Here is a 25,266-nt window from a genome sequence, read left to right on the forward strand (position 1 = left end):
GCTTTGATGGGTGTATGACCCTGTTCGTCGGCACGTCGGGGTGGCAGTACAAGGACTGGCGGGGCGTCCTCTACCCCGATGGCGTCCCCGTGCGGCTCTGGCTGGAGGAGTACACGGAGCACTTCCCGACGGTCGAGATCAACAACGCCTTCTACCGGCTGCCGAGCAGGGAGACCTTCGAGACGTGGCGCGAGCGGGTGCCGGGGGACTTCGTGGTGGCGGTGAAGGCGAGCCGGTACCTGACCCACATCAAGCGGCTGAAGGATCCCGAGGAGCCGGTGCGCCGCCTGATGAGCCACGCGGAGGGGCTGGGCGACCGACTGGGCCCGGTGCTCCTCCAGTTGCCCCCGACCCTGCGCGCCGACACGGACCTGCTGGACGCCTGCCTGGCCTGCTTCCCCGCGTCGACGCGGGTCGCGGTCGAACCCCGCCACGCCTCCTGGTGGACGCCCGGGACCCGCAAGGTCCTGGAGACCCGCGGTGCCGCCCTGTGCTGGGCCGACGTCCGGGCCCGCCCGGTGAGCCCCCTGTGGCGCACCACCGACTGGGGGTACGTCCGCTTCCACGAGGGCCGGGCGCAGGCGTGGCCGCACTACGGCAGACGGTCCCTGGAGACCTGGGCCGGGCGGATCGGGGACACCTGGGCCGGGGACGAGGACGTCTACGTGTACTTCAACAACGATCCGAACGGTGCCGCCGTGCGGAACGCGAAGCTGTTCGCGTCTCTGGGTCAGCCCCGACCGTAGGCCGCCCGCAGCGCGTCCCGTACGGCCGCCAGGGCGTCGCCCTCCGTCAGCCCCAGTCGCCGGGCCCGCTCCACGTAGGCCTGGGCGGCCGACGCGAGTTCCCGTTCCGCCGCCGAACCGGCCGCGGCGACGAACGTGCCGTTGCGGCCGCGTGTCTCGATCACCCCGTCGCTCTCCAGCGCCCGGTACGCCTTGGCGACGGTGTTCGCGGCGAGCCCGAGCGACTCCGCGAGCCCCCGCACGGTCGGCAGCCGGTACCCCACCGGCAGCACCCCCGCCCGCGCCTGCTCGGAGATCTGCACCCGCACCTGCTCGTACGGCGGCGCACTGTCGTCGATGTGGATCTTCAAGGTCACGAGCCGATTGTCCCGCACCCACCGGAAAATGAGAGGCACCGGTGCAGGCTCCCCCCGTAACGTGCGCCGTCATGACCGTGATCGTGCGCGATCTGCGCCCCCAGGACCCGGCCGATGTCGAGAAGTTCGCCCATGTCCGCCATCTGGCCATCCCCTTCATGCTGTGGACCCCGGCCGGTGTGCTGCACCGCCTCGTCCACACCCACCCGGACGCGCACTACCGCTCCCTCGTGGCCGAGGAGGACGGCGAGGTGATCGGCACGGCCCAGCTCGGCCTCGCCCATGACAGCCCGGAGCCGGGCCAGGGATATCTCAACATCTATGTGCACCCGGACCGCACCCGGCGCGGTGCCGGCGCCCTCCTCGTACGCACCGCCGAGGAGCACCTGGCGGCGCACGGGGCGACCACGTTGTTCGCCTGGGTCCTGGACGAGCCGCAGAACCGGGTGTTCGCCGAGCGGCACGGCTACCGGCCCAGCCGCTCCGCGCACTTCCTGCGCCTGGACCTGGCGAACGGCGCGCTGCCCCCGCTCCAGCCCCTTCCCCCGGGCGTCGAACTGCGCACCGCCGCCGACTTCGCCGACGACCCGCGGCCCTTCTTCCTGCTGGACGCGGAGACCGCGGGGGACGAACCGAGCGACGTGGGCACCGAGTTCACGGACTACGAGGTGTGGGTCGAGGAGAACTGGAAACACCCTCTCCTCGATCGCGCCCTGACCACGATCGCCCTCGTCGACGGCCGTCCGGCCGCCTTCAGCGCCGCCCACACCGACGGCGCCGGCCGCTACGCCACCGCCATGACCGGCACCGCCCGCGCCTTCCGCGGCCGCGGCCTCGCCAAGCTCGCCAAGAACGCCTCCCTGCACCGCGCCCGCGCCGCCGGCTGTACGGAGGCCTTCACCGGCAACGACGCCGCCAACGAACCCATGCTCGCGATCAACAAGTGGTTCGGATACGAGATCTGCGCCACGGAGGTACGTCATGTCCGCGAACTCACCTGAGCCCCTGCGGCGGGTGGACGTCGTCCTGCTCAAGGCGGGCCGCACGAAGATCCGCTACGCGGCCGAGCTCCTCACCGACGACGGCAACCGCGTCACCGTCCGCGCTCCCTGGGCGGGCGAGGGTGTCCGTGACTTCGGCTTCGTCCGCTTCGAGCCGGGCAACGTCTTCACCGAGCACTACTGGCGGGACCGCTGGTACGCCGTCAAGGAGGTCCGCTCCTCGGACGGCACCCTGAAGGGCTGGTACTGCGACATCACCCGCCCGGCGACACTGGACGGCGCCGAGTTGGTCGTGGAGGACCTGGACCTGGACCTGTGGGTCTCGGCGGACGGCACGGAGGTGCTGCGTCTGGACGAGGACGAGTTCGAGGAGAGCGGTCTGGCGGAGAGGGACCCCGCGGCCGCCTCAGCGGCGACAACGGCTCTGGACGAGTTGGAAAAGCTGGCCCACACACAGCAGTGGCCCCCGATTTCTTAGTCGCCCCGCACCACCACCGCATACCGCTCGTCGTCCACGTCCTTCCCCCACAACACGGATTCCCCCGAGAGCCGCTCCACGAGCACCCGCCCGCCGAGCGGCTCCGCGAGCCCCGTCACCGTCTCGGCAGCTATCCCGAAGGCCCCCCACACCCCCTCCACCAGCACCAGCCGGCCGCCCGGCCGCAGCAACCCCCACCACTGCCGCAGCGCCCGCCCGGGATCCGGCAGCGCCCACAGGACATGCCGCACCAGAACGACGTCGAACCGCTGCTCCCCCACCGGGGGCAGCGCCGCGTCACCGACGAGGAACACCGCGTCACGCCCGGCGAGCTTCGCGCGGGCCAGGTCCACCATGGCCGGGGAGAGATCCACCCCGGTCACCCGGTGCCCCTGCTCGGCCGCGAGGAGTGACAGGCTCCCGGTCCCGCACCCGAGGTCGAGGACGTCGGACGCTCTTTCCGGTAGCCACCCCCGCAGCCTCTCGGCCCAGGCCCCGCGCACCTCGGGGTCCCGCAACCCGTGATCCGGCTCCTCGTCGAAGGATCCCGCCTCGGCGTCCCAGTCCACACCGTCCACGCCCCCACCGTCACTGTTCTGCGTCATGCGCCCAAGAGTGACACCCGCCACTGACAGTCGAATCGTGACAGCCGCCACTGACAGAGCGGGGACCGATGAGGAACTCTCCCCGAAAGCGTCTACCTCCGTGAGAACGCGGAACTCGGTAGGCACTGAAGGAGGCAGCCATGCGCCGCACCACCGTGCAGAAGCCCCTGAAGAGGACGGACGCCCGGCGACTCCCCGAGGAGGCCGACGAGCGCCCCGCGGGACGACCCGAGGTCCGCAAGGACATCGCGCGTACCTGGTGGCCCGACGGCTGACGGCGGCAGGCATGCTCCGTGTCAGACCAGTCGCTTGCGGTAGTGGACGCGGTCATAGGGCCCGTCCACTCGCCGTTCCACGACCTCATAACCGAACTTCGGATAGATCTCCTGGTTCTCCCACATCATCGCGTTGGTACAGAGCCTGACCTCGGGCAGTCCCAGCGCACGCGCGTGTGCCTCGACGAACCGCAGCAGCCGTCCTCCCACGCCCTGCCCCTGGGCGTCGGGGCGGACGGCGATGTTGTCGAGGTACAGATGATCCGGGTACTCCTCGACCACCACGAGCCCGACCACGGGATCCCCGGTCACGAAGACCTGCCCCGCGGCCACGTTCGCCGCGTGGTCCCGCTCCATGGGCTGCGGCACCCGCCCGATGCGCTCGATGTAGTGCTCGTACGCCGCGTCGGTCACGGCCTTCACGGTCGGTACGTCGGACGCGTCGGCGCGTCGGATCTCCTCGTTCGTCATGCGCGCACGCTACTTACCTGATCTCCGTCTCAGCACTCCCTTAAGAGGGCCATAAAGATCACCACCGGCCCTCACAGGCTGGGGATTTCAGGGTTTCTTTGATCCGGCACCCGTCAGTACCGGTTCCGAGGAGATCCCCCATGCCCGCACGCCGCAAGGCCGCAGCCGTCGCCGCCGTCGGCCTGGCCCCGTTCGCCCTGGCCGCGTTGGCCGCCGCGCCCGCGTCCGCGCACGGTTCGATGGGCGACCCGGTCAGCCGGGTCTCGCAGTGCTACGCGGAGGGTCCCGAGAGCCCGAGGTCCGACGCGTGCAGGGCGGCGGTCGCGGCTGGGGGTACCCCCTCTGGGGGAGGCACTCAGGCGCTCTACGACTGGAACGGCATCCGCATCGGTGACGCGAACGGCCGGCACCAGGAGCTGATCCCGGACGGCAGGCTGTGCAGCGCGAACAACGACGAGTTCAAGGGGCTCGACCTGGCCCGCGCCGACTGGCCGGCGACGAGCGTGAGCAGCGGGTCGTACACCTTCAAGTACCGGGTGACCGCCCCGCACAAGGGCACCTTCAAGGTGTACCTGACCAAGCAGGGCTACGACCCGACGCACCCGCCGGCCTGGGACGACCTGGATCTGTCCCACCCGGTCGCGACGGCTACCGACCCGGTCGCCTCGGGCGGTTTCTACACCTTCTCCGGCACCCTGCCCCAGCGCTCCGGGAAGCAGCTCCTGTACGCCGTCTGGCAGCGCTCGGACAGTCCCGAGGCGTTCTACTCGTGCTCGGACGTGACGTTCGGGGGCGGCGGCGACTCCGGTGGCACAGCGGGCGGTTCGACGCCGGCTCCGAGCGCCTCCGCACCCTCCGAGGAGCAGATCGAGGACGGCACCGGCAAGTCGACGGTCGAGCACCACGGGCACGGCGACGACGACGCCGGTACGTCGGCGGAGCCGCTGGCCGCCGGGACGGAGAGCCTTCCGGCCCCTGACGTGCGGGCGGCGGGCACTTCGCCGAAGCTCGCCGAGACGGGCGGCGACAGCAGCACGGCGTATCTCGCGATGGGCGGCGCCGCCACGCTCGCGGTCGGCGCGGCGGTCCTGTTCGGCTCGGTGCGCCGGCGCGCGGTGCACGACGGCGGACGGAACGGCCGTTGACCGAATGAACTCCGGGGCCTGACCGGCGGCTCAGGCCGGACAGGCCCCGGCGGCGCTCAGCTCAGCGCCGACGCGCAGGTGGTGGCGGTGGCGTGGGCCGGGTCGAGGGCGTTGGCCACCTCGTGGAAGGCGATCCGGTCGAACAGCCCGATGGCCACGTGCTCGGAGAGGTCGAGCGGGCACAGGTCCTGGAGCAGGACGTTGTGGACGCCGGACCCGCTGAGGAACTGGCTCCGGTACGGCGTCACGACCTCGTCGTACTTGGTGGCGAGGACTGTGTACTTGACGCCGGGTACGGTGTCACCCCCTTCGTTGAGCTTGGTGAGGAAGGCGGAGCCGACGACCTGGTCGGCGAGGGCGGGGGTGTTGGTGGTGAGGAAGTCCCCGACATCCGGGAAGTACGGCAGCAGGTTGGTCAAGCCCGACAGGGTGGTGCCGTGGTTGTCGGGAGCGATGCCGACGAGGGCGTTCACCTTGGCGGCTCCGCCGAGGAACCTGAGGTAGTAGCGGGGCATCAGGCCGCCCTGCGAGTGACCGACGAGGTCGGTCTCGGCGGCGCCGGTGGCGGTGAGCACCTTGTCGACGAAGGTCTTCAGCTGCTCCGCCGACTTGTCGATGGGGCCGAGGCCATAGAAGAGGGGGACGCCGGAGAGCTGACCGTAGTCGAAGGAGAAGACGCAGTAGTCGCGGCTCTCCAGATACGGGGCGAGGGCCAGCCAGTTGTCGACGGAGTTCGCGAAGGTGCCGTGGACGAGGACGACCGGGTGGGGGTGGGCGGCGGAGGGCTTGCACGAGTAGTCGTTCCAGCCCCTGCTCGGGGCGTCGGCCGCCTGGGCGGCGGTGGCGGCGGGGACGATGGCGACCGTGGCGGTCAGCAGCAGGGCGGCGAGGGGTCTGAGCAGTCGTTTCCAGGGCAGCATCGGGTGATCTCCTTGCGGCTCAAGGGAGTTGCGATGGCCGTACGCCCTGTGACCCGGATCACGAGGATGCTGTTCAATTCGAAAGTTACGGAGGAGTAGTGCACTTGTGAAGTTACGCGTCAGTAAAAACTTCCAGTGCTAACCATTTCGCATGCATCTGCTGATGAACCATCACCAGGCGGGCCTGATGGGACCATAGGGAGCGATACGCCCCAATCGCTCGCGCAACGCGCGCACTTCACCCTCACCGAGTACATCGACCCACGCCCGCACGGCCTCCGCTGCGGCCTCCTCGGCCGCACGGGTGCAGGCCCACCCCCGCTCGGTCAGCACGACGAGCCGGGCCCTCGCGTCCGCGGGATGCGGCCGACGCTCGGCGTAGCCCTTGCGCACGATCTCGTCGACCAGTTGGCTCGCGGCCTGCTTGGTCACCCCGAGATGACCGGCCAGCTCGGTGACCGTGGCCCCGTCCGGCGCGAGCCGCGCGAACGCGAAACCCCAGGCGGGCCGCGCCTCGAACCCCCGGGCGACCACCCCGTCGTTGATGCGCTGGGTCAGATCACCGGCGGCGGCGAGCAGGGTGGCGGCGAGGGCGAGGGCTTCGGAGTTCTGCACCCAGGCATTGAAACACCCTTGACGAATTGGTCAAGCAGCTTGACTATGGAGAAATATAGTCAAGCTGCTTGACCATTTACGACTCGGAGGTCCCGCATGCCCGTAGTCCGCTCGTCCGACGCCGTCACCCACGAGATCCACGGCGCCCGTTTCGTCTCGTACGCCACCCCGCTCAGCGGCGCCAAGGAGCTCTGCGCCTGGCGCGGCGAGATCCCCGCGGGGACGAAGGCGCAGGCGCACACCGTCAACCGCGAGGAGATCTTCCATCTGCTCATCGGCGAACTCCGGATCACCCTCGACGACGCCACGCATCGGATCACCGCCGGTGACACCGTGATCGTCAACCCCGGGGTGACCTTCGCCGTCGAGAACCCCACCGATCACACCGCCCTCACCTGGGTCACCACCTCCGTCGGCCTGGAGGCGACGCTGGCGGACGGCACCCGTATCACCCCGCCGTGGGCCAACTGACCTACGCGGCCAGCGTCCCCGGCAGCACCGCCAGCGGTCCGAACCTCGCCCGGGCGCGGTCCGCGGCCTCCTCGATACGGCGGAGCTTCTCGTCGGTGGGGTCGAAGGTGAGCTGGCGGGAGGCCTGTTCGGCGGGGTCGAGGCCCTCGGCGCGCAGGGAGACGGAGCGGACCCGGGCGCGCTGGAGACCGAGGGCCTCGTACATGCCGTAGGCCGCCCTGGTGAGGGCCGCCGAGTGGGCGGTGGGTTCGCCGAGGGTGCGGCTGCGGGTGGTCGCGGTGCGGTCGGCGTAGCGGACGGTGAGAGTCAGGGTGCGGCAGACCTTGTCGAGGGCACGCAGCCGGGAGCCCAGTTCCTCGGCGGCGGAGAGCAGGGCGCGGCGGTGCTGGTCGGGGTCCAACTCATCGCGGATGAAGGGGCGTTCGGTGGCGAGGGAGCGGGAGACGCCGTTCGGGACCACCCGGCCGCGGTCCACGCCGTTCGCCTTCTCGTGCAGTTCACGGGCGGCCTTGGCGCCGACCAGGCGCTGGAGTGTGGACAGGGGTGCGGCGGCGACCCGGCCCAGGGTGTCGAGGCCGTACTCGCACAAGACGCGGGCGGTCGCGGCGCCGACGCCGGGGAGCGCGGCGACGGGCCGGCCGGCGAGGAAGTCCGCCGCCGTGCCCTCGGGAACCGCACAGGTCACCCCGGGCCGGGCGTCCTTCAGCGCCATGCGGGCCAGCATCGGCCCGGGCCCGGCGCCGATCGCGCAGTCGACGCCGTGCAGGGCGAGGGCGCGGACCCGGATCACCGAGGCCAGTTCGACGGCGTCCCGCTTGAAGTACCGTTCGGCGCCCCGCAGATCGGCCAGCGCCCGGTCCGGCGGCAACGCTTCGACGACCGGCGTGAACTCCTCAAGGAGGCCGAGCAGTTCGGGCAGGGCCGCCTCCCGCGTCGGCGGCAGCTGGAAACGTACGCAGAGGATGGTCATCCCGCACTCCCCGGACTCTGGTGCCACAACTTCCGTACCTGTGATGCCTCTTGACCCGCCGGACGCAGATCGGCCCACGGATGCAGTTCGTATCCCGTCGGCATGTGGATTCGCCTGCCGCCGGTCGGATCGTCGGCCTCGCCACCGGGCCGCCTTGCCGGCACCGGCTCGGCCAGGCGTGCCGCCACCGCGTCGAGGCCTTCCCCGTCCCGCAGTTCGACCAGTTCGGCGAGGTTCCAGGCGGCCGCGCCCACCACGCTGAGGCTGCGCGGGCCGCGCCGCTGCACCACCCCGCGCACCAGCAGCAGCCAGGAGTGGAAGACGGTGTGCGCGCAGGCGTCGTGGGAGTCGTCGAAGAAGGCGAGGTCGACCAGGCCGGTGCCGTCGTCCAGGGTGCTGAAGATGACCCGTTTGCCGGACCGGATCGGCGGTGTCTGGGTGGCCGCCTTGGCCCCCGCGACCAGCACGGTCTCGCCGTGCCGTGCCTCGCGCAGCCGTCGCGCGCTGACCACGCCCAGCTCCTGGAGGAACTCCTGGTGGTCGTCCATCAGATTGCGCGAGACGTCCATCGACAGCACTCCCAGCTCGGCGCTGAGCTTCTCCACGGAGGACAGGTCCGGCAGTCCCGCCGGAGCCGTCTTCCGCCCGCCGGACAAGGGGAGTTGGCCCCCGCGGCCGGCGCGTGCGCCCCGGTGCAGCTCGGTCAGGTGCAGTTGCAGGTCCCGCCGGTTGGCACCGAAGGCGTCCAACGCGCCGACCTGGGCCAGTCTTTGGGCCACCGGACGGCTCGGCCGCCCCCGCTCCCAGAAGTCCAGCAGTGAGGCGTACGGCTGCCCCTCGGCGATCCGCGCCGCCTCGGCCTCGCTGATGCCGTGCACGTCGGAGAGGGCCAGGCGCAGTCCCCACACCGAAGGAGATTCGGACACCAGTTCGATCCGATGGGCGACCCCCGACTCGTTCACGTCCAACGGCAGGATCGGCACCCCGCGCCGCCGCGCGTCCGCCAGCAGCAGCCGCTTCGGGTACATGCCGGGGTCGTGCGTGAGCAGCCCGGCGTAGAAGGCCGCCGGGTGATGCGCCTTCAGCCAGGCCGACTGGTACGTCGGCACGGCGAAGGCGACCGCGTGCGCCTTGCAGAAGCCGTACGACCCGAAGGCCTCGACGATCTCCCAGGTCCGCTGAATCGTTTCCGCGTCATAGCCGTTCGCCGCCGCGTGCTGGGCGAACCAGAACCGGATCCGCCCCTGCGACTCCGGGTCGGACAGCCCGCGCCGCACCTGGTCCGCCTCGCCGCGCCCGCACCCGGTCATGATGTCGACGATGTCGATGATCTGCTCGTGGAAGACGACGACCCCGTACGTCTCCTCCAGCGGCCGCTCCAGGTCCGGGTGCGGATACCTGACGGGCGCCCGCCCGTGCCGTGCCTCGATGAACGGCCGCACCATGTCGGCGGCGACCGGTCCCGGCCGGAAGAGCGAGATGTCGACGACCAGGTCGTGGAAAGTGGCCGGCTGGAGCCGCCCCACCAGATCCCGCTGTCCCGGCGACTCGATCTGGAAGCACCCCAAGGTCTCGGTGGACCTGATGAGTTGGTACGTCGCCGGGTCGCCCGGCGGTACCGCGTCCAGGTCGACCCGCTCCCCCGTCGCCCGCTCCACCTCCGCGACCGCGTGCGCCATCGCCGACTGCATCCGCACGCCCAGCACGTCGAGCTTGAGCAGCCCGAGATCCTCGACGTCCTCCTTGTCGAACTGCGACATGGGCAGCCCCTCACCGCTGGTCGGCACGACCGGGGTACGGCGGAGCAGGGACGCGTCGGAGAGCAGCACCCCGCACGGATGCATGGCGATCCCCCGGGGAAGGGCGTCGAGAGCCTCGACCAGCTCCCACAGCCTGCCGTGACGCTGTTTCTCCTCTGCCAGCGCCTTGAGTTCGGGCAGTTCCTCCAGTGCCGCGCGGGCGTCCCGGGCCCGGATGTGCGGGAAGGACTTGGCGATGCGGTCGATGTCGGCGGGGTCCATGGACAGAGCCGCCCCCACGTCCCGGATCGCGTGCCGCACCCGGTACGTCTCCGGCATCGAGACGGTGGCGACCCGCTCGGTCCCGAACCGCCCGATGATCGCCCGGTAGACCTCCAGGCGGCGCGCGGACTCCACGTCGATGTCGATGTCGGGCAGGACGAGCCGCCGGGTGGACAGGAACCGCTCCATCAGCAGCCCGTGCTCGACGGGATCGGCGTGGGCGATCCCCAGAAGGTGATTGACCAGGGAACCGGCGCCGGAGCCGCGTGCGGCGACCCGGATGCCCATGTCCCGTACGTCGTCGACGACCTGAGCGACCGTCAGAAAGTAGGAGGCGAAGCCGTGGTGGGCGACGATGTCCAGTTCCTCGTGCATCCGCTCCCAGTACGCGCGCCTGCCCGCGTACCCCTTCAGCACCATCCCGGCCGCCGCCCGTGAGGCCAGGGCCCGCTGGGCGCCGCGCCGGCCCGCGCCCACGAGGTGCGGTTCGGGGAAGTGGGCGGTGCCGATCCCGAGGTCGTCCTCCGGGTCGACCAGGCACTCGGCGGCCGTCGCCTGCGTCTGCTCCAGCAGCCGGTACGCGGTGTCGCGCCGGAAGCCCGCGGCCTCGACGATCCGCTCCGCGGCCGCCAGCATGGCGCCCTCGTCCTTGAGCCAGGCCTCGCCGGAGTCCAGTTCCTTGACGGCGCCGACGGGGACGAGACGGCGGGCGGAGTCCAGGACGTCGGCGACCGGGCCCAGTCCGGGGTCGGCGTAGCGTACGGCGTTGCTGAGCACGGGCCGGATCCGCTGCTCGGCGGCGAATCCGACGGTACGGGCGGCCAGCCGCAGCGAGCCGGGGCCGGTGCCCTCGCGTCCGTGCCAGACGGCTTCGAGGCGCAGGGCGTCGCCGTAGATCTCCCGCCAGGGGGCGAGCAGCCGGGCGGCCCGGTCGGGGCGGCCGGCGGCAAGGGCACGGCCGACCTCGGAGGCGGGCCCGAGCAGCACGGTCAGTCCGTCCCCCCGGTTCTCCGTCCGGGGTACCAGCGGTGTGCCCCGCTCCTCCTTGTCGGCGTGAGCCGCCGTGACGAGCCGGCACAGGTCGGCCCAGCCGCGGGCGCCGTCCCGGGCGAGGAAGGTGACCCGGGGAGCCGACTCGTCGACGAAGGCACCTCCGCGCACGGGAGCACGGCGCCGCTCCTGTCGTACGGGCTCGGCCTCCTCCACGGCCAGGTCCGCCCCGAACAGCGGTCGCACCCCCGCCTTCGCACAGGCCTTGGCGAACCGGACCGTGCCCGCGAGGGTGTCGCGGTCGGTGAGGGCGAGGGCGTCCATTCCCCGCTCGGAGGCGCGTTCGGCGAGGCGCTCCGGATGCGAGGCGCCGTAGCGCAGGGAGAACCCGGAGACGGTGTGCAGATGAGTGAAGCCAGGCATCCGCACCTCCCGCTCTCGAACATCAGTTCCCTATCGCCTCACCTCCACCATAGACCAAAAACCGAACATGCGTACGACAGCGTTCGAGTCACCTCTCACCTGCGGAAACGGCCTATTCGGACCCGGATGTGTCGGTCTCGGCGGATTCCTCGGCAAGGGGCTCGGCGGCGGCGGTCGGCCGGGCCCCGGCGGTCGTCGCGCGCTGCGCGGTCTCCAGGGCGTGCAGGCGCCGTTTGATGTCGCGGAGCTCGGTCAGAAGGGTGTCGGGGCGGTTGATCCTGGTCACGGAGTACTCCTCGGGTTCATGGGGTGCTGGTGGCGGGAGTGACGGTCAGCTGGACCTGCTCCTCACCCGCGTCGTTGCCCGGGGTGACCTCGATCCCGGTGATCCGTACGCCGAACCGGACACCCTCGGGAAAGAACACGTCCTTGATCACCACGAGGGCGTCGTCACCGACCTGATAGGAGCCGAGGACGGGCTCCCGGTCCGCGCGCACGGTCAGCTCGGGCAGGACGACGGGCACCGAGACGGCGGCGAGGGCCGAGCGGGCCTGGGAGCGCAGCAGGTCCATGTCGGTGAGATGGACATAGGAGACCTCGGTCTCGGTGAGCGGGCGCCCGGTGCCGGGGTCCTCGGCGATCGCGACCAGCTGGCTGCCCTCGCCCTGCTCCCCGAGGGCGAAGACCCGGGTCGCGGTGGAGGCGCCGTCGGCCGGCCAGGTGTAGCCGATGAGGTTGGCGCCGTACTCCCACACGTGCGGGGTGCCCTGCTGGCCGAGGTGCGGGGTGCCGACGCGCAGTCGGCGCACGGGACGGCCGTCGCCGCCGTACGCCATGTCGAAGAGGAAGTCGGGGCCGTCCTCCAGACTGGCCAGTTCGCGCAGCGCCTCACCGGTGCTCTTGAGGTCGCCGCCGGGATAGACCAGCGTGCGGGTGATGCCGGACAGCGCGTCGGACTCGGGGCGTATCCCGATGTCGCCGCGGGTGTGTTCCTGGGCGACGGCGACGAGGGCGCGGGCGATGTCGCTCTGGTCGCGGTCGGTGAAGGTGACGCTGACGGAGCCCAGGTCGGAGGCGGCCGGGTCGAAAGCGGCGGGCAGGACGCGGCGGTGGTCGAAGTAGGAGAGGAACCCGGCCGCGCCGATCTCCAGATGCTGGTCGGCGGAGGTGTACTTGACGGTCCAGATCACGCCGCCCCAGACGAGCACGCCGTCCCGCTCGACGTAGAGGGCGGCGCGGCCCGGTTCGGTGAGTTCGCGGGGGCGGTGGACGGCGATCCGCGGGTCGCCGAGCGGCAACCGGGCGCGGAACTCGCCGGCTTCATTGAGCTGGGTGCTGAACGTGGCGTCGTACAGGGGGAGTTCGTCGGTGATGGCGCCGGTGGCGAGGTCGGCGGTGTAGTAGGTGTAGCGGGTCGGACGGCCGGTCACTAGCCCACCAGCCAGGTGGTGTCGAGGTAGATCAACTGGCCGGCCGGCAGCTGGACGCCCTGGGGGAACAGCACCACGGAGCCGTCGGTGCGGAGCATGAGTTCGAGTCCTCGTGTCACACCGCCCAGCGCGGTGTACCAGTGGTGCCCCACCACCGGGCGGAACGCGGCCGGGACGGCGACGATCTGGGTGCCGTTGGTCGAGAGGGCGACAGCGGTCTGGAGGGCACCGCGCAGATGGACGACGGAGCCGACCCGGCGCAGGGCCGGTGTCTCGTTGTTGTACACGGTCCAGTTCGTGAGAACGGGCAGGGTGACCCAGCCGGTGTCGTCGTTGACCGCCCGCCAGCCCGCCGAACTGTCGTACCACTCCAGGTGGTTGGTGTCCCAGCGGTGGATGTACATGCCGGAGTAGGGGTACGTGGGCCGGCCGCCCTCGCCCCAGACCCGCAGGATGCCGCCGACCGCCGAGGTCCAGGTGCGCAGGTCGTCGATGTCGGCGGCGGCGACGGACGAGGCGTTCTTCGCGACCCTGATCCGGGCGAGCGGGATGAAGTCACCGGTCACCTGGGGGTCGGTGGGGGTCGCGGCGACCGTTCCCTTGACGAGTTCGACGGTCATGCCGGTGCCGCCGTCGCCGTACTGCGCGTCGCGCTGCCGGGCCACCACGAGATCGTTGCGCGGGTTGCTGGGGTCCGCGGGGTTCGTGCCGAGGACGTCGAGGGTCTTCTGCTGGCCGAGCGTGACGAGATAGGCGCCGGTCGCACTGGCTCTGGTCCCCTGGATCACCCCCTGGAAGGGAGCGACGGTGACCTTGCCGGAGACGGTGGCGGTGGCCTGGACCCGGCCGGGGTCACCGGTGGCAGGCCGGATACCGCTGCGGGCCTGCACCGGGCTCGCCCCGGGCGCGGCGAACACGCCGGTGGCGAGGCGGGCGTCCTCGGCGTCGACGACCCCGCCGGAGATCCAGCCGGAGTCGCGTTCTGGGGTGGGCGTGCTCATGCGGATGCCTCTTTTGGTCGGGGTGTCAGGGGACGGGGAACGCCATCACGCGCAGGCCGGTGTAGTGCGCGGCGGGCGAGAACACGAGCGCGGTACCGGTCGTCATCCCACCGCCCCGGGCGACGAACTGCGTCAGCACGAGCTGTGTCGCGGCGGGCAGCAGCCGGTGCCCCTGGGCGACGCTGGTGGTGATCCCCGTGGGGCCGCCGTGGAAGCAGGCGAGGGACACGGGCGTCCCGTCCTGCAGGCGCACCACGTGGTCCCAGCGCTCGTTCGCCCCCGAGGTCTGCGCGGTCAACTGCCCGGTGACCAGGAGCATGCGGGGATACGGCGCCGCAGGCACGGTCACCTGGTTGAAGGTGTACCCGGTGGCTCCCGCCGAGCCGGTGGTCAGCGGCCAGCCCGGGTCCGCCGGCCCGAAGAACTCGACCGCGCCCGTGACCGCGGGACGCCAGGCCGTGCCGGTGCGGACCAGGTCGAGACCGGTCTCGAGGTCGTACAGCCGCTGTCCGGAGTAACCGTCGGCCGGGAGCGACTCGTAGGACTGCAGCGGCAGCACTCCGCCCGCGGCCACGGTGAACACCCGCAGGTCCTGGATGTCCGCCTGGGTGATGGAGCCCGCGTTCGCCCGCACGGTGATCTGGGCGAGCGGCAGGTAATCGCCGGTGAGCCTCGGCGCGACCGGCGTCGGCGCGGGCGCCCCGGCCTCCACCTGCACCACCATGCCGTCGCTCACGTCGCCGTACTGCCGGTCGGTCTGCCGGGCCACGACGAGGACGATCCGGGGGTACGACGAGTGGGCCGGGGCCTCGGTGAGCACGTCGAGGCTCTTCCGCTGGCCGAGCGTGATCAGATACGCGCCCGCGGACGGCGTACGGGTGCCCTGGACGACCCCCTGGAAGGGCTGGATCATCACAGAGCGCGAGGGGGTCTCGGACGCCTCGACGCTGCCGGGGTTGCCGGGTCCGGGTTTGATGCCCGTGCGGGCCGCGATCGGTTTGCCGGGGTCGGCCGCCGCCGAGGCGAGCACGCCGGTGGCGAGCCGGGCATCCTCGGCGTCCACGACACCACCGGAGAGCCATCCGGAGTCGCGCTCGAGCTTTTCCATGCGGTGCGTTCCTTCTGGTGGCGGAGGGCGGGCGGGTGCTGGTGACGGGGGCGGCGGTGGGTGCGGGTGACCGCGGGCGGCGGCGGGTGTCAGAGCCAGGCGTCCCGCCACTCCGCGGTCAGCCGGGCGGCCGGGGCGTAGTCACGGGCACGGAAGAGCACGGGCGTCGCACCCGGCGGCAGCGGGAACCAGTCCGAACCGGGCAGCAGCGTGGCCCGGCGGGAGGCCGTGCCCTGGAGCAGGACCGAGCGCGCGTCGGTGTCGACGACCAGGAACTCGCCTTCCTGGAGGGTGAGTTCGAAGGCGAGCTCCTCACCGGTCGCGGTGTTGCTGATCACCGGCTGGACACAGGGCCCGACGATCCGCCAGACGGGCCAGGTCGGGACGGTGCCCTTGTTCTCCAGGAGCAGCCGGCCGCCCGAGGAGCCGCTGCCGAAGTCCAGGGGGAAGGTGAGCGGGAAGGCGACACCGCCGCTGGAGGAGGGCAGCGGGCAGGTGCCGGTGTTCAGCCCGTACGAGTACCGCAGCGGGTCCGGCGCGGTCATGGTCAGGGAGAACTCGAAGGCACCGGACTTGCGGTCGACGATCTTCGTCTCGGCGGTGAGGCGGACCAACGCCCGCCGGACGCGGTGCGGTTCGGTGACGACGAGCGGCACGAGAGTGCTGCCGTCGGCGAGTACGGCGGCCAGCCGGTCCTTGGCCTCCTCCCGTACGGCGCGTTCGGGGGCGATGGCCATGCCCTCCAGGGTGACCACGCGAGGTCCCCGGTAGGAGGGGGCGTCGAACGCGCCGTGCCGCTCGGGGCGGTCGGTCAGGGTGAGCCGGACGGGCGGGGTGGCGGCCCAGCCCTGTTCGCTGGTGACCCACCACTCGACGCCGTCGTCGTCGACGGTGTTCCCGGCCCAGCCGTCCACCTCGAACACCGGTTGCTGGAGCCGGCGCCCGCTCATCGCTTGGCCGCCCAGGCGAGTTCGCGGGCGGTGATCCGGCCGATCTCGTACTCGGACTGGCCGGGGCGGGGGTGGACGTTGACCGTGACGGGGGCGCTCGCCGCGGCGCCTTGGGGCCGGGCCGACGCGCCGCCGGCGACTCCGGCGAGGCTGTAACCGGGCCCGATCACATTGCGCGCGGTGGCGGTGGCAAGCCGTCCGGCGGCGCCCGCGACCCGGTTTCCGGCGCCCTCCATACCGAGGGCGAGCCCTTCGCCGACATCCCCGCCGAAACCCATCATCACCTTGGAAGGGGACGAGATGCCGAGAATGCTGCGGATGGGTCCCGGAATGGTGTTGATGATGAAGTTCTTCACCGTGTTGAGGAGCGCCGAGGCCGAGTTCTTGATGCCGTTGATAAGGCCCATGACGAGGTCGCCGCCCAACCCCATGAGCTTGTTGGGCAGTTCGGCGAAGAAACCCCAGATCTTCCCGGGAACCCCCCGCAGAAAATCAACAACGGCGTTCCATTTGTCGACGATCCAGTCCCGCACCGACCCGACCGCCTCCTTGATCCGGTCCCAGTGCTTGACGATCGCGAGCACGGCGATCCCGACGGGTCCGGTGAGGATGGCGACCAGCAACGGCCAGTTGGCCTTCAACCAGTTGACGACATTCTTCCCGGCATCGATCAGCCAGTTGATGGCGACCGACGCCCCCTTCATGACGGTCCCCACCACCTGCCCGATGATCTTGAACGCCGCCTGCATGACGGCCTGCACGGTCTTGGACTGCAGCGCCATGTCGATGAGCTTGGTGATGAGCGGCATGATGAGGGAGAGGATCGCGCCCAGGATGTTGGCCTTCATGGCGGTGTTGAGCCCGCGCATGGCGGTCGTCGCCCCGCCGAGCCCGCCCCGCAGACGTCCGAAGAGCCCTCCGCTCGTGCCGGCACTGCGCGCGGCCGCCTGCACACCGGTGGCCGCCTGCTGGGCGGAATTCCTCAGCTTCTGGAACTCGGCGCCGCTCTGGCCTGCGGCGGTCCGCAGACGAGTCCCGGCACTGCTCGCCTGGGTCATCGCGGTGCGGAACCGGGTGAGTGCGCCTGTGGCTTGTACCAGTGCGGCTCTCATCCTCCGCACCTCCCTTCGGATGGACAGGAATCAGGCGAGGCTGCGCCTGATCTCCAGCATCTTTCTCTCGAAGTTGTGCATGTCCGGATTCGCGCCCTTGAGGGCAAGGCTCAGCTGCCGCACGGCCTGGCGCAGATTCCGCTCCTGCCTTTCGAGCCTGTTCGCCTGCGTCTGCAGTGCTTTCGTGCCCGCGGCGGCCTTCGCCGTGCCCTCGGAAGCCCTCTTCGCTCCACCCTCGAGCGCCGCTATGCGTACGACGGCTCTACGGATGACTCCTAGGATCCGCTGCCTCCGAGCGGCGTCCTCCCGGAGGTCGCTCATCCTCGTTTCCGCGACAGCGGTCATCTGGCGTTTGAGACCGGCCACGATCTGCTCGGTGGAGCGAATCCGTCCGAGCAGGGTCTCCGGGGCCAGGTCGGCCGATCTGTAGTCCGCGCCCTCTTTTTTCAGCTTCCGGTCCAGCAGAAAATTGTCATAGGCTTCCTGAATCTTTTTTCCTGGATCCCACAGGTTGAACTCCAGCTTCGCGGCGTTGACCGCGGCGAAAATTCCGAGCGCCTCGGCCTTGGCAGGCCCTGCGGCGACCACCGCCTCTTTTTCGAAGCTTTTTTTGACGGCAGCCCGCGCCAGCTCGTCAATGGTCGCTCTCGCCTTGCCCATTTCCTGGTCGAAGAGCTTTCTCGCCAGTTCGACGGGCCACATCGGGTCAGTCGGCACGGTCACGTCCCACTCCCTCTCAACCGGGCGAACTCAAAAACGCCACGATCTCGGCCGGGCCCGCGGCGCGTCGCTCTCCGCCGGGCGCCAGATCGACGAGCGAAGGGTCAGTCGCAGTCGGGCCGTCTCCCGGCCGCGGCACCGCCTCCGGATACTCCGCCGGCTCCGCGTCCTCGTCCCGGTGGACCGTCGCGAACATCCAGTTGGCTACGGCGAGATGGTCGACCACCGCCGCCAGCAGATGGTCCGTGACCGTCCAGTCCGCCTGTTCGCCGTGGACCGCCCGGGCGTAGGACGAGTCCGCGGGAAGGTGTTCGACGAGGACCCGCAGACGGCGCGAGGAGAGGCGGCCCCGGTGCCAGTCGAGGAGGTCGACCCCGTAGTGGCGGAGCAGGTCCGCCTCCAGAGCCTCGGCGTGCTCGTCGACCAGCGCGCCGAGGCTCAGCCTTCCCCCAACGACATGCCGGTGTCGTTGCCGTACGCCTCCAGAATCGCGGACACGTCCTGGACACTGGTGTCGTACTTGCAGAAGCGCTCGAACTGCTCCGCCCCGAGCAGCAGCGCCAGCAGCCCGTCGATGTCGTTGTCGTCCAGCTCGGCGATCTGCTTGGCGATACTGCGCGGGAACTCGGTGGGCAGCCGGAACACCTCTCCGTCCACCTCGAACTCCCAGTTCTTTCCGACTGCTTCGAGCCGCTGGGCACGGGCGGCGTTGACGTTGAAGGGGGCCATGTCGGTGGGGCTCCTTGCTGCTGGACGGCATGAGTGCCGCGAGGTACGCGAGGTGGACGAGGTACGCGAGGTGGACGAGGAAGGGGTCAGGCCGCGCTGAAGCTCGGGTCCTTCATCAGGAAGATCGCCAGCGGGGCACCGTCCACCGTGGCCAGCGCGGTGAAGGTGACACCGAGCTTCACGGGCGCCGTACGGACGAGGGCGAGCTCCTCCGTCTCGGTCACCTGGCCGCGGGCGACGATCATGCGGTACTTGACCTCGTCGCCGTCCACGAACTCCAGCCCGAGCATCCGCTCGTCGAACTTCGGCTCGGCCGCCAGCTCGTACTTGTAGAGGCCGGACCCGGTCGCCGTCTCCTTCACCTGCCCGCCGCCGAAGAAGAACGGCAGGGTGTCCTCGTTCAGCTGGAGCAGCTGGAACTTGAAGCTGAGATCGCGGTCGGAGTAGACGTACCTCGCCGAGCTGACGCTCTGCCAGGTGTCCACGGGGTCCAGCTTGTCCTTCTTGGAGATCTTGACCCCGTCGGTGGTGGTGTAGCCGAGGTCCTTCCACCCGGCACCCCACGCCGCGGCGGTGTCGGCGGGCGGTGCGGTGGCGAGCGGGGCGATGAGCACACGGCCACTGCCCGCGACCCGGATCTCCTTGGCGTTCGTTCCGGCCATCACTGCTCCTTGCTGGGAGATGGACATGACGTGCTGGTGTGTGGGAGTACGGCGAAGTCGAGCCGGGAACACGGCCGTTCAGGCCGGGCGGACCACCAGGCGGGTGGTCGAGACGTAGCGGTTGGCACTGGCGTGCCGGTAGTCGGGCAGCCAGCGCGGCCCGTCCTCCTCGACGACGTCCACGACGGTCGCCCCGCCGTACCGCACGCCCCGGAGCTGGAGCATCAGGGAACGCGCCACGAGGGAGACGGTGTGGGCCGCGGACTTGGAGGGGCCGTACACGTCCAGGTCGACCAGCGGATTGTCCAGCCGGGGGTCCTCCGCCCAGGCACCGCCCATCCGGGAGACCAGCACGGCGCGCTGCGAGCCGTCGAACCCGGCGGGCGGCGCGACGTCGACGACGACGCCTGCCAGCTCGCTGCGGTCCTTGAGCAGATCGACGACCAGTTGCTCGACGTCCGGGAAGGTGATGTACGGCTCACTCATCGGAGTCTTCGGAGACCGCGGGGTCCTCAGAGTCCGCGGAGCCCTCCAGGGGTTCCGCGGGGCGCGCGATGACACCGAGCAGTTCCCGCGCGGCCGGGTCGTCGACGTCCACGACGTCACCTGGCTCGTGCCCGTTCCACCAATAGGTCAACTGGATCTTCTGCACAGCGTTTCCCCCGAAACGTTTGGCTGTGAAGGCACCTGACCAGAGATCAACTTCCGTCGGTCAAAGGGAAGTTGAGCCCCAGGAACCGCAAATGTAACGGCCGTCCCAAGCACAGCGTGAGCGACGTGCGGTCTCGAACGGATAACGATGGCGGGAGACGCGAAAGCCCCGCCCCCCACACAGGGGGACGGGACTTCACACGCCACCGGACCGTCGAAGCGTCAGCCGATCGACGCCCCGGTCGCCGACAGCGCCTCCGTGACCGGCTGGAAGAACGTCTCCCCACCGGAGGTGCAGTCACCGCTGCCACCGGACGTCAGCCCGATCGCGCTGCTCCCCGAGAACAGCGACCCGCCGCTGTCCCCCGGCTCCGCGCACACATCGGTCTGGATCAGCCCGTTCACGATGTCGCCGTTGCCGTAGTTCACCGTCGCGTCCAGGCCGGTGACCTTCCCGGAGTGCACCTGGGTCGTGGACCCGCTGCGGGTCACCGACTGGCCGACGGTCGCCGACGCCGCCCCGGTGATCGCCTGCGCGGACCCGTTGTAGAGGTCCACCTCGCTGGGATGGGCGACCTGGGCCGTGTACTTGACCAGGCCGAAGTCGTTGTCCGGGAAGCTCGACACTTCGTTGGTGCCGATCTGCTTGCCGCTGGAGTCCGACCACGTCGAGATCGCCTCGGTGCAGTGCCCGGCGGTGAGGAAGTACGGCTGTCCGCCCTTGACCACGTTGAACCCGAGCGAGCACCGGCCACCGGATCCGCTGATCGCGTCACCGCCGGCGATGAAGGGCTTGAACTCCCCCTTTGTACGCTGGAGTTCGGCCATCGATCCCAGCCCGTCCACCACCTTGGTGAGCTTGGCCCACTCGGCGGCGGAGACCGTGCGGTCGGCGGTGACGAGGATCTTGTTGGTGGTGGGGTCGGTCACCCAGGACGTCCCCGGGACGGTCGCGTCGTCGGCGAGCGTCGTACGCGCGCTCTTCAGTTCGGCGAGGGAGTGGGAAACGACTCTGGCCGTGGCCCCGGCCGCCGAGACGGTCCGCGCCGCGTCCTCGTCGAGGACGTTCACCACGAGGCTCTTGGTCTTCGCGTCGTAGAACGTTCCCGCCGCGTCCGCGCCGAGTTCCGTCCCGAGCGTCGAAGCGAGCTTTCCGGCCGCACCGGCCGAGAGGGTCTTGATCTGGGGCGAGGCCGGCGTCTCGCTGGCGTTCGCAGTCTGCAAGGTGACTCCCGCGGCGACCAGCGCGGTGATACCCGCACCTGCCACGACGATCCGCCGCCTGGGTATGCGTCGGTGCTTCAACTCGCGTCCTCCTGTGGGGGGTCGGCCCGGAGATTGTGGGGATCTCGCGGGCCGGAAGGCTGGTTGACGAGCCCTTACTCTTCCGAACCCCACAGGGGGCGCACAAGGGTGACTTCCGGACGCGCGTAGAACGCGGTTGTGCGCCCCTGCGATTTTTGACAGTTCACGGTCAGCCCAGGCCGTTCACGCTGCAAACACTACGAGCGAGTAACACCTCATCAGCCCGTGAGGTCTAGTCCTGTCCTGAATTCGACCCCTCGGAATCCGGATCCGGCCGGGACTCAAGAGGCGGAGGTTGCTCCTGCACCGGTTGCTGTGGTGCCGGCGCCGCCCGTTCCAGGAACCGCAGCAGCTCGACGGGGAACGGCAGCACCAGCGTCGAGTTCTTCTCGGCCGCCACCGCCACCACCGTCTGCAGCAGCCGCAGCTGCAGCGCGGCAGGCTGCTCCGACATCTCCTTGGCCGCCTCGGCCAGCTTCTTCGACGCCTGGAGTTCCGCGTCCGCGTTGATGACCCGCGCCCGCCGCTCCCGGTCCGCCTCGGCCTGCCGGGCCATGGACCGCTTCATGGTCTCGGGCAGCGAGACGTCCTTGATCTCGACCCGGTCGATGGTGACACCCCACTCCACCGCGGGGCTGTCGATCATCAGCTCCAGTCCCTGGTTGAGCTTTTCGCGGTTGGACAGCAGATCGTCCAGCTCGCTCTTGCCGATGATCGACCGCAGCGAGGTCTGCGCCATCTGCGCCACAGCGAACCGGTAGTCCTCCACCCGGACGACCGCCTCGGCGGGCGCGGTCACCCTGAAGTAGACGACGGCGTCCACCCGCACCGTGACGTTGTCCCGGGTGATGCCCTCCTGCCCGGGCACCGGCATGGTCACGATCTGCATGTTGACCTTCCGGAGCTTGTCGACGCCCGGAACGATCATCGTGAACCCCGGCCCGCGCACATCCGGCCGGAGCTTTCCGAGGCGGAAGACCACACCCCGTTCGTACTGCTTGACAACCCGCGCGGCCGCCATCGCGTACAACGCTCCGGCGCACGCGAGCGTCACGCCCGCCGCCAACAGCTCCTCGACCATCACGACCCCCAGGGTCCGAACCAGGCGCTCAAGGTGTGCACTTCGACGGTAACTCCGCTGTGTACACAAAGGGGAGACGGAGGACAGGGGTGGTCCACGGCATCAGGACACAGGACGGCCGCCGGCTGAGGGTCGAGGAGTACGGCGACCCGGACGGCAGCCCGGTGGTCCTGCTGCACGGCACCCGGGCTGGCGCTTCGGCCTCGTCCCCCAGGACGTCGTCGCCGCCCACCCGCACATCCGGTTCATCGCCTACGACCGCCCCGGTTGCGGCGACTCGGACCGTCTGCCGGGCCGCCGCGTGGCCGACGCCGCCCGGGACGTGCCGAAGCCGGCCGGTGCCCTCGGGCTCGGCCGTTTCTCGGTGCTCGGCCACTCCGGCGGCGCCCCGCATGCCTGGCCTGCGCCGCACTGCCGCCCTCCCGGGTGCGGCACGCGGCAGCACTGGCGTCCCCCGCACCCCCGGACGCGAGGGACCGGCGGTCGGCGAGATGCTGCTGCGCGCCTACCGGGAGGCGCTGCGCGGGTCGTCGTACGGCCGGCTCGACGACGGCCTCGCCCTGCTCGGCGGCTGGGGCTTCGACCCGGCCGCCGTCACCCGGCCCGTGCCACCGGAGCGGACCACCTCCTGATCGCGACGAGCCCCCGTACGGCGGATGCGTACGGGGGCTCACCAGGTACCGGCTGCGGTTCAGGCCGCTGCCGGGCCTAGAAGACGCTGACGCCGTAGGCGCTCAGGGCCTCGGTGACCGGCTGGAAGAAGGTCGTGCCGCCGGAGGAGCAGTTGCCGCTGCCGCCGGAGGTCAGACCGTAGGCGATACCGCTGTTGGAGTAGAGCGGGCCGCCGGAGTCGCCGGGCTCGGCGCAGACCGTGGTCTGGATCATGCCGTAGACGACGTCACCGCCGCCGTAGTTGACGGTCGCGTTCAGCGCGGTGACCCGGCCGCTGTGGATGCCGGTGGTGGAACCGCGGCGGTAGACCGTGGTGTTCACGGACGGGGTGGCGGCGCTGGTGATGTCGACACTGCCGACGGTGCCGGAGATCGACGAGGTCGGGTAGCTCGACGAGTACTTGACGAGGCCGTAGTCGTTCGTCGGGAAGCTGGAGCCCGCCGTCGAACCGAGCGTGGTGGTGTGCCCGGAGTTGGACCACCAGGTGCCCGCACCGTCGGTGCAGTGACCGGCGGTCAGGAAGTAGTAGGTGCTCCCGCTGCGGACGTTGAAGCCGAGGGAGCAGCGCCAGCTACTCGCATAGATGGCGTCGCCGCCGGAGATCAGCTTGTTGAACTTGCCCGGGGTGTGCTTGATCGTGAGCGCGTCGGCGTTGCTGCCCGCCTGCTCCTTGATCTTGGCGATCTCGGCCTGCGAGACCGTGCTGTCCACGGTGACGACCACACGGTTGGTCTTGCTGTCGACGGCCCAGGCGGTGCCCGGGATGTCGGCCTTGAGGACCGAACTGCTGGCGCTCTTGAGTTCGGCGGTGCTGAACGGGGTCGCAGCGGTCGCGTTCACGCTGGGGACCGCGATCGCGGCCGCGGCCACGAGGCCGGTGGTTCCGGCGATCAGCCGGGTCCGTCTCGTCATGCCACTGCGGGGGTTGGTGCGCTTGATCCTCACGTTTCGTTCCCTCCAAGGGAAGTCGGGGGCCCGCGTGGGGTCGGGGCCCGTGAGGCGCAGTCAGCGGCACGGGCGTCCGGTTTTCGAACATGCCGTGCTCCTGACAAGCGCTGAGGGGGAGTATTCGGCCGAACGGACGGTCGGCGCAAGGGCGCCTTTCGGCCGTCAATCTTTGAAAGACCTTTGTGCTTCACAGGGAACGGCCATGCCTCGAAACCCGTCCCGCTCCCCCGTCGCGAGGGCGCCATCGAGGGCCTTCCCCATGGGCGGAAAGCGGCAGATGCGGTGGTCGGCGAAGTGACAGGGCGCCAGTGGCGCCTCCTCGGCACAGACCGTCGTACGGCCGTCGGTGTCCGGCACGGACGGCCACGGAACCCGGGACCGGCGGCTGCCGTTCCCCTTCGCCGCATCGCCGAAAACAACCTACGGCGAGCTACCCGCAGGGGTGGGCGGGGACGGCGAGATCCAGGTGCTCCCGGAGCGTGCTGCCCGGGTAGAAGGTGCGGAACAGTCCGCGGTGCTGGAGCAGCGCCACCGTGCCGTTGACGAGCCGTTCCAGGTCCCGCAGCGGTTCGGCGGGGGTGAGGTGGAAGCCGTCGACGACGCCCTCGCCGTGCCAGGTGGCGATCAGTGCCGCGAGGTCGACGGGGCCGCCCCGGTACAACGGCCCCTGCGCGGTCTGGCGGGGTCCGCCCCCGCCGTGCCCCGGCGCGGCCGCGTGCTCGCCGTCGCCGAGGTCGACGAGGAGTCCGGCGAGGACCCGCAGTTCGTCGGGGCGGCGCCCGAACTCGGCCGCCATGGCGTGGAGTTGATCGCGTTCAGCGGCGGCCTGCGCGGCGCTCGCGGCGCGGACGAGGGCCACGTCGGCGTACCGGGCGGCGGTTCTGCGGGCGGGTTCGTCGGTGGCGTCGACCACGCGGACCGGGCGACCGTGCGGGGGCCGCGGACCGCCGTTCGGCAGGTCCCCTGTCTCGGTGTCGTCCTCCCGTCCGTCCCACAGTCTCGCGGCGGCCTCGGCCCCGGTGGCCGAGCTGTCGATACGCCAGCCGGCCCGGCCCCGGCTGACCCGGTCGAGGGTCGCGACGGCTGCCTGGACGTGGAAGAGCTCGGGGTGGGTGCTCGTGACGGTGGGCACCAGGCCGATCCGGCCGGTGGCGGACGCGACCCGGGACAGCACCGCGAGCGCGTCGAGGCCGGGCCGGGCGAGGGTGTCGTCCAGGGTCACGAAGTCGAGCCCGCCGCGCTCGGCGAGCCGCGCCGCCTCGACGTAGGGAAGCGCGTCGTACGCCGACGGCTGGTCGAGGGCGGCGGCGAGGTGCACGAGCCCCCGGCCGTTCGAGGAAGCCATGTGGGGGAATCCTTTCGGGGGAGAATCCGGCCCGCCGCGGCGGGGAACAACCACGACCGCGCGGA

General features: G+C 70.7%; 30 protein-coding genes and 1 pseudogene. 8 read left to right on the top strand and 23 right to left on the bottom strand.

Going from position 1 to position 25,266, the window contains the following annotated elements; translation table 11 throughout:
• Positions 1-14 precede the first annotated feature (14 nt).
• Complete coding sequence (locus H293_RS0110465; RefSeq protein ID WP_020117823.1) at positions 15-746, top strand: DUF72 domain-containing protein; 732 nt, start codon at positions 15-17, stop codon at positions 744-746.
• On the opposite strand, the gene H293_RS0110470 is transcribed toward H293_RS0110465, so the two are convergent.
• Positions 731-1,102 (bottom strand): GntR family transcriptional regulator, encoded by a 372-nt coding sequence (locus H293_RS0110470; protein ID WP_007380982.1) that lies wholly within the window; start codon positions 1,100-1,102, stop codon positions 731-733. The genes H293_RS0110465 and H293_RS0110470 overlap by 16 nt on opposite strands.
• Before the next feature lie 71 nt (positions 1,103-1,173).
• Between H293_RS0110470 and H293_RS0110475 the strand changes: the two genes are divergently transcribed.
• Complete coding sequence (locus H293_RS0110475; protein ID WP_020117825.1) at positions 1,174-2,103, top strand: GNAT family N-acetyltransferase; 930 nt, start codon at positions 1,174-1,176, stop codon at positions 2,101-2,103.
• Positions 2,084-2,581 (top strand): ribonuclease FAU-1 family protein, encoded by a 498-nt coding sequence (locus tag H293_RS0110480; RefSeq protein WP_020117826.1) that lies wholly within the window; start codon positions 2,084-2,086, stop codon positions 2,579-2,581. The genes H293_RS0110475 and H293_RS0110480 overlap by 20 nt, the downstream gene beginning before the upstream one ends.
• On the opposite strand, the gene H293_RS0110485 is transcribed toward H293_RS0110480, so the two are convergent.
• On the bottom strand, positions 2,578-3,186 hold the full coding sequence (locus H293_RS0110485; protein WP_020117827.1) for a class I SAM-dependent methyltransferase: 609 nt from the start codon (positions 3,184-3,186) through the stop codon (positions 2,578-2,580). The genes H293_RS0110480 and H293_RS0110485 overlap by 4 nt on opposite strands.
• 140 nt (positions 3,187-3,326) lie before the next feature.
• Between H293_RS0110485 and H293_RS60005 the strand changes: the two genes are divergently transcribed.
• The gene (locus H293_RS60005; RefSeq protein ID WP_020117828.1) at positions 3,327-3,461 is read left to right on the top strand and encodes a hypothetical protein; all 135 of its coding nucleotides are present in this window, start codon (positions 3,327-3,329) and stop codon (positions 3,459-3,461) included.
• 21 nt (positions 3,462-3,482) lie between these two features.
• On the opposite strand, the gene H293_RS0110495 is transcribed toward H293_RS60005, so the two are convergent.
• Positions 3,483-3,932 carry a GNAT family N-acetyltransferase gene (locus H293_RS0110495; protein WP_020117829.1) on the bottom strand — a complete coding sequence of 150 codons (450 nt, stop codon included), beginning with the start codon at positions 3,930-3,932 and terminating at the stop codon, positions 3,483-3,485.
• 140 nt (positions 3,933-4,072) lie between these two features.
• Here H293_RS0110495 and H293_RS0110500 point away from each other — a divergent pair, with 140 nt between their 5' ends.
• Entirely contained in the window at positions 4,073-5,077 is a 1,005-nt protein-coding gene (locus H293_RS0110500; RefSeq protein WP_020117830.1) for a lytic polysaccharide monooxygenase, read from the top strand.
• Between the two features lie 56 nt (positions 5,078-5,133).
• On the opposite strand, the gene H293_RS0110505 is transcribed toward H293_RS0110500, so the two are convergent.
• Together H293_RS0110505 and H293_RS0110510 are read right to left on the bottom strand one after the other, a co-directional pair.
• On the bottom strand, positions 5,134-5,997 hold the full coding sequence (locus H293_RS0110505) for an esterase/lipase family protein (RefSeq protein ID WP_020117831.1): 864 nt from the start codon (positions 5,995-5,997) through the stop codon (positions 5,134-5,136).
• Positions 5,998-6,168: 171 nt separating this feature from the next.
• Positions 6,169-6,612 carry a MarR family winged helix-turn-helix transcriptional regulator gene (locus tag H293_RS0110510; RefSeq protein WP_020117832.1) on the bottom strand — a complete coding sequence of 148 codons (444 nt, stop codon included), beginning with the start codon at positions 6,610-6,612 and terminating at the stop codon, positions 6,169-6,171.
• A 96-nt stretch (positions 6,613-6,708) separates the two neighbouring features.
• Between H293_RS0110510 and H293_RS0110515 the strand changes: the two genes are divergently transcribed.
• Positions 6,709-7,083 carry a cupin domain-containing protein gene (locus H293_RS0110515; protein WP_020117833.1) on the top strand — a complete coding sequence of 125 codons (375 nt, stop codon included), beginning with the start codon at positions 6,709-6,711 and terminating at the stop codon, positions 7,081-7,083.
• Between the two features lies 1 nt (position 7,084).
• Here the strand turns inward: H293_RS0110515 and H293_RS0110520 are convergent, their stop codons facing one another.
• From H293_RS0110520 to H293_RS0110590, 16 genes are all read right to left on the bottom strand, one after another.
• Complete coding sequence (locus H293_RS0110520) at positions 7,085-8,053, bottom strand: DNA polymerase Y family protein (RefSeq protein WP_020117834.1); 969 nt, start codon at positions 8,051-8,053, stop codon at positions 7,085-7,087.
• Positions 8,050-11,487 (bottom strand): DNA polymerase III subunit alpha, encoded by a 3,438-nt coding sequence (locus tag H293_RS0110525; protein WP_020117835.1) that lies wholly within the window; start codon positions 11,485-11,487, stop codon positions 8,050-8,052. The genes H293_RS0110520 and H293_RS0110525 overlap by 4 nt, the downstream gene beginning before the upstream one ends.
• A 112-nt stretch (positions 11,488-11,599) precedes the next feature.
• Entirely contained in the window at positions 11,600-11,773 is a 174-nt protein-coding gene (locus H293_RS59135; protein ID WP_020117836.1) for a hypothetical protein, read from the bottom strand.
• Positions 11,774-11,789: 16 nt separating this feature from the next.
• Entirely contained in the window at positions 11,790-12,917 is a 1,128-nt protein-coding gene (locus H293_RS0110535; RefSeq protein WP_020117837.1) for a hypothetical protein, read from the bottom strand.
• Complete coding sequence (locus tag H293_RS0110540) at positions 12,917-13,918, bottom strand: hypothetical protein (protein ID WP_020117838.1); 1,002 nt, start codon at positions 13,916-13,918, stop codon at positions 12,917-12,919. Before H293_RS0110540 ends, H293_RS0110535 begins: the two co-directional genes overlap by 1 nt.
• 25 nt (positions 13,919-13,943) lie before the next feature.
• Positions 13,944-15,026 carry a hypothetical protein gene (locus H293_RS0110545; protein WP_020117839.1) on the bottom strand — a complete coding sequence of 361 codons (1,083 nt, stop codon included), beginning with the start codon at positions 15,024-15,026 and terminating at the stop codon, positions 13,944-13,946.
• Between the two features lie 89 nt (positions 15,027-15,115).
• Positions 15,116-15,976, bottom strand: coding sequence for a phage distal tail protein (locus H293_RS0110550; protein ID WP_028807730.1), 861 nt, complete (start codon positions 15,974-15,976; stop codon positions 15,116-15,118).
• Positions 15,973-17,088, bottom strand: a complete 1,116-nt coding sequence (locus H293_RS0110555; protein WP_020117841.1) for a phage tail protein — start codon at positions 17,086-17,088, stop codon at positions 15,973-15,975. The genes H293_RS0110550 and H293_RS0110555 overlap by 4 nt, the downstream gene beginning before the upstream one ends.
• A gap of 30 nt (positions 17,089-17,118) precedes the next feature.
• Entirely contained in the window at positions 17,119-17,811 is a 693-nt protein-coding gene (locus H293_RS0110560; RefSeq protein ID WP_020117842.1) for a hypothetical protein, read from the bottom strand.
• 13 nt (positions 17,812-17,824) lie between these two features.
• Positions 17,825-18,199 (bottom strand): hypothetical protein, encoded by a 375-nt coding sequence (locus tag H293_RS0110565; protein ID WP_028807731.1) that lies wholly within the window; start codon positions 18,197-18,199, stop codon positions 17,825-17,827.
• Between the two features lie 47 nt (positions 18,200-18,246).
• Positions 18,247-18,537, bottom strand: a complete 291-nt coding sequence (locus tag H293_RS49320; RefSeq protein ID WP_020117844.1) for a hypothetical protein — start codon at positions 18,535-18,537, stop codon at positions 18,247-18,249.
• Between the two features lie 86 nt (positions 18,538-18,623).
• Positions 18,624-19,199: a phage tail tube protein gene (locus tag H293_RS0110570; RefSeq protein ID WP_020117845.1), complete on the bottom strand. Its 576-nt coding sequence runs from the start codon at positions 19,197-19,199 to the stop codon at positions 18,624-18,626.
• Between the two features lie 78 nt (positions 19,200-19,277).
• A complete protein-coding gene (locus H293_RS0110575) occupies positions 19,278-19,685 on the bottom strand; it encodes a hypothetical protein (protein WP_020117846.1) in 408 nt (135 codons plus the stop codon).
• Positions 19,678-19,851 carry a hypothetical protein gene (locus tag H293_RS59140; RefSeq protein ID WP_020117847.1) on the bottom strand — a complete coding sequence of 58 codons (174 nt, stop codon included), beginning with the start codon at positions 19,849-19,851 and terminating at the stop codon, positions 19,678-19,680. Before H293_RS59140 ends, H293_RS0110575 begins: the two co-directional genes overlap by 8 nt.
• 221 nt (positions 19,852-20,072) lie before the next feature.
• Positions 20,073-21,155: a S1 family peptidase gene (locus tag H293_RS0110585; protein ID WP_020117848.1), complete on the bottom strand. Its 1,083-nt coding sequence runs from the start codon at positions 21,153-21,155 to the stop codon at positions 20,073-20,075.
• A 232-nt stretch (positions 21,156-21,387) separates the two neighbouring features.
• Positions 21,388-22,236, bottom strand: a complete 849-nt coding sequence (locus tag H293_RS0110590; RefSeq protein WP_020117849.1) for a slipin family protein — start codon at positions 22,234-22,236, stop codon at positions 21,388-21,390.
• 220 nt (positions 22,237-22,456) lie between these two features.
• Here H293_RS0110590 and H293_RS61595 point away from each other — a divergent pair.
• Positions 22,457-22,576, top strand: a pseudogene (locus tag H293_RS61595) (alpha/beta fold hydrolase); the annotation flags it as partial.
• A gap of 52 nt (positions 22,577-22,628) precedes the next feature.
• Positions 22,629-22,868: a hypothetical protein gene (locus tag H293_RS61380; protein ID WP_310591877.1), complete on the top strand. Its 240-nt coding sequence runs from the start codon at positions 22,629-22,631 to the stop codon at positions 22,866-22,868.
• 76 nt (positions 22,869-22,944) lie between these two features.
• On the opposite strand, the gene H293_RS0110605 is transcribed toward H293_RS61380, so the two are convergent.
• Complete coding sequence (locus H293_RS0110605) at positions 22,945-23,853, bottom strand: S1 family peptidase (RefSeq protein ID WP_020117852.1); 909 nt, start codon at positions 23,851-23,853, stop codon at positions 22,945-22,947.
• Between the two features lie 433 nt (positions 23,854-24,286).
• On the bottom strand, positions 24,287-25,201 hold the full coding sequence (locus H293_RS0110610; protein WP_020117853.1) for an LLM class flavin-dependent oxidoreductase: 915 nt from the start codon (positions 25,199-25,201) through the stop codon (positions 24,287-24,289).
• Between the last annotated feature and the right edge of the window lie 65 nt (positions 25,202-25,266).

The organism is Streptomyces canus 299MFChir4.1 (genome assembly GCF_000383615.1).
In the GTDB taxonomy this organism is placed as follows: Bacteria; Actinomycetota; Actinomycetes; order Streptomycetales; family Streptomycetaceae; genus Streptomyces; species Streptomyces canus_C.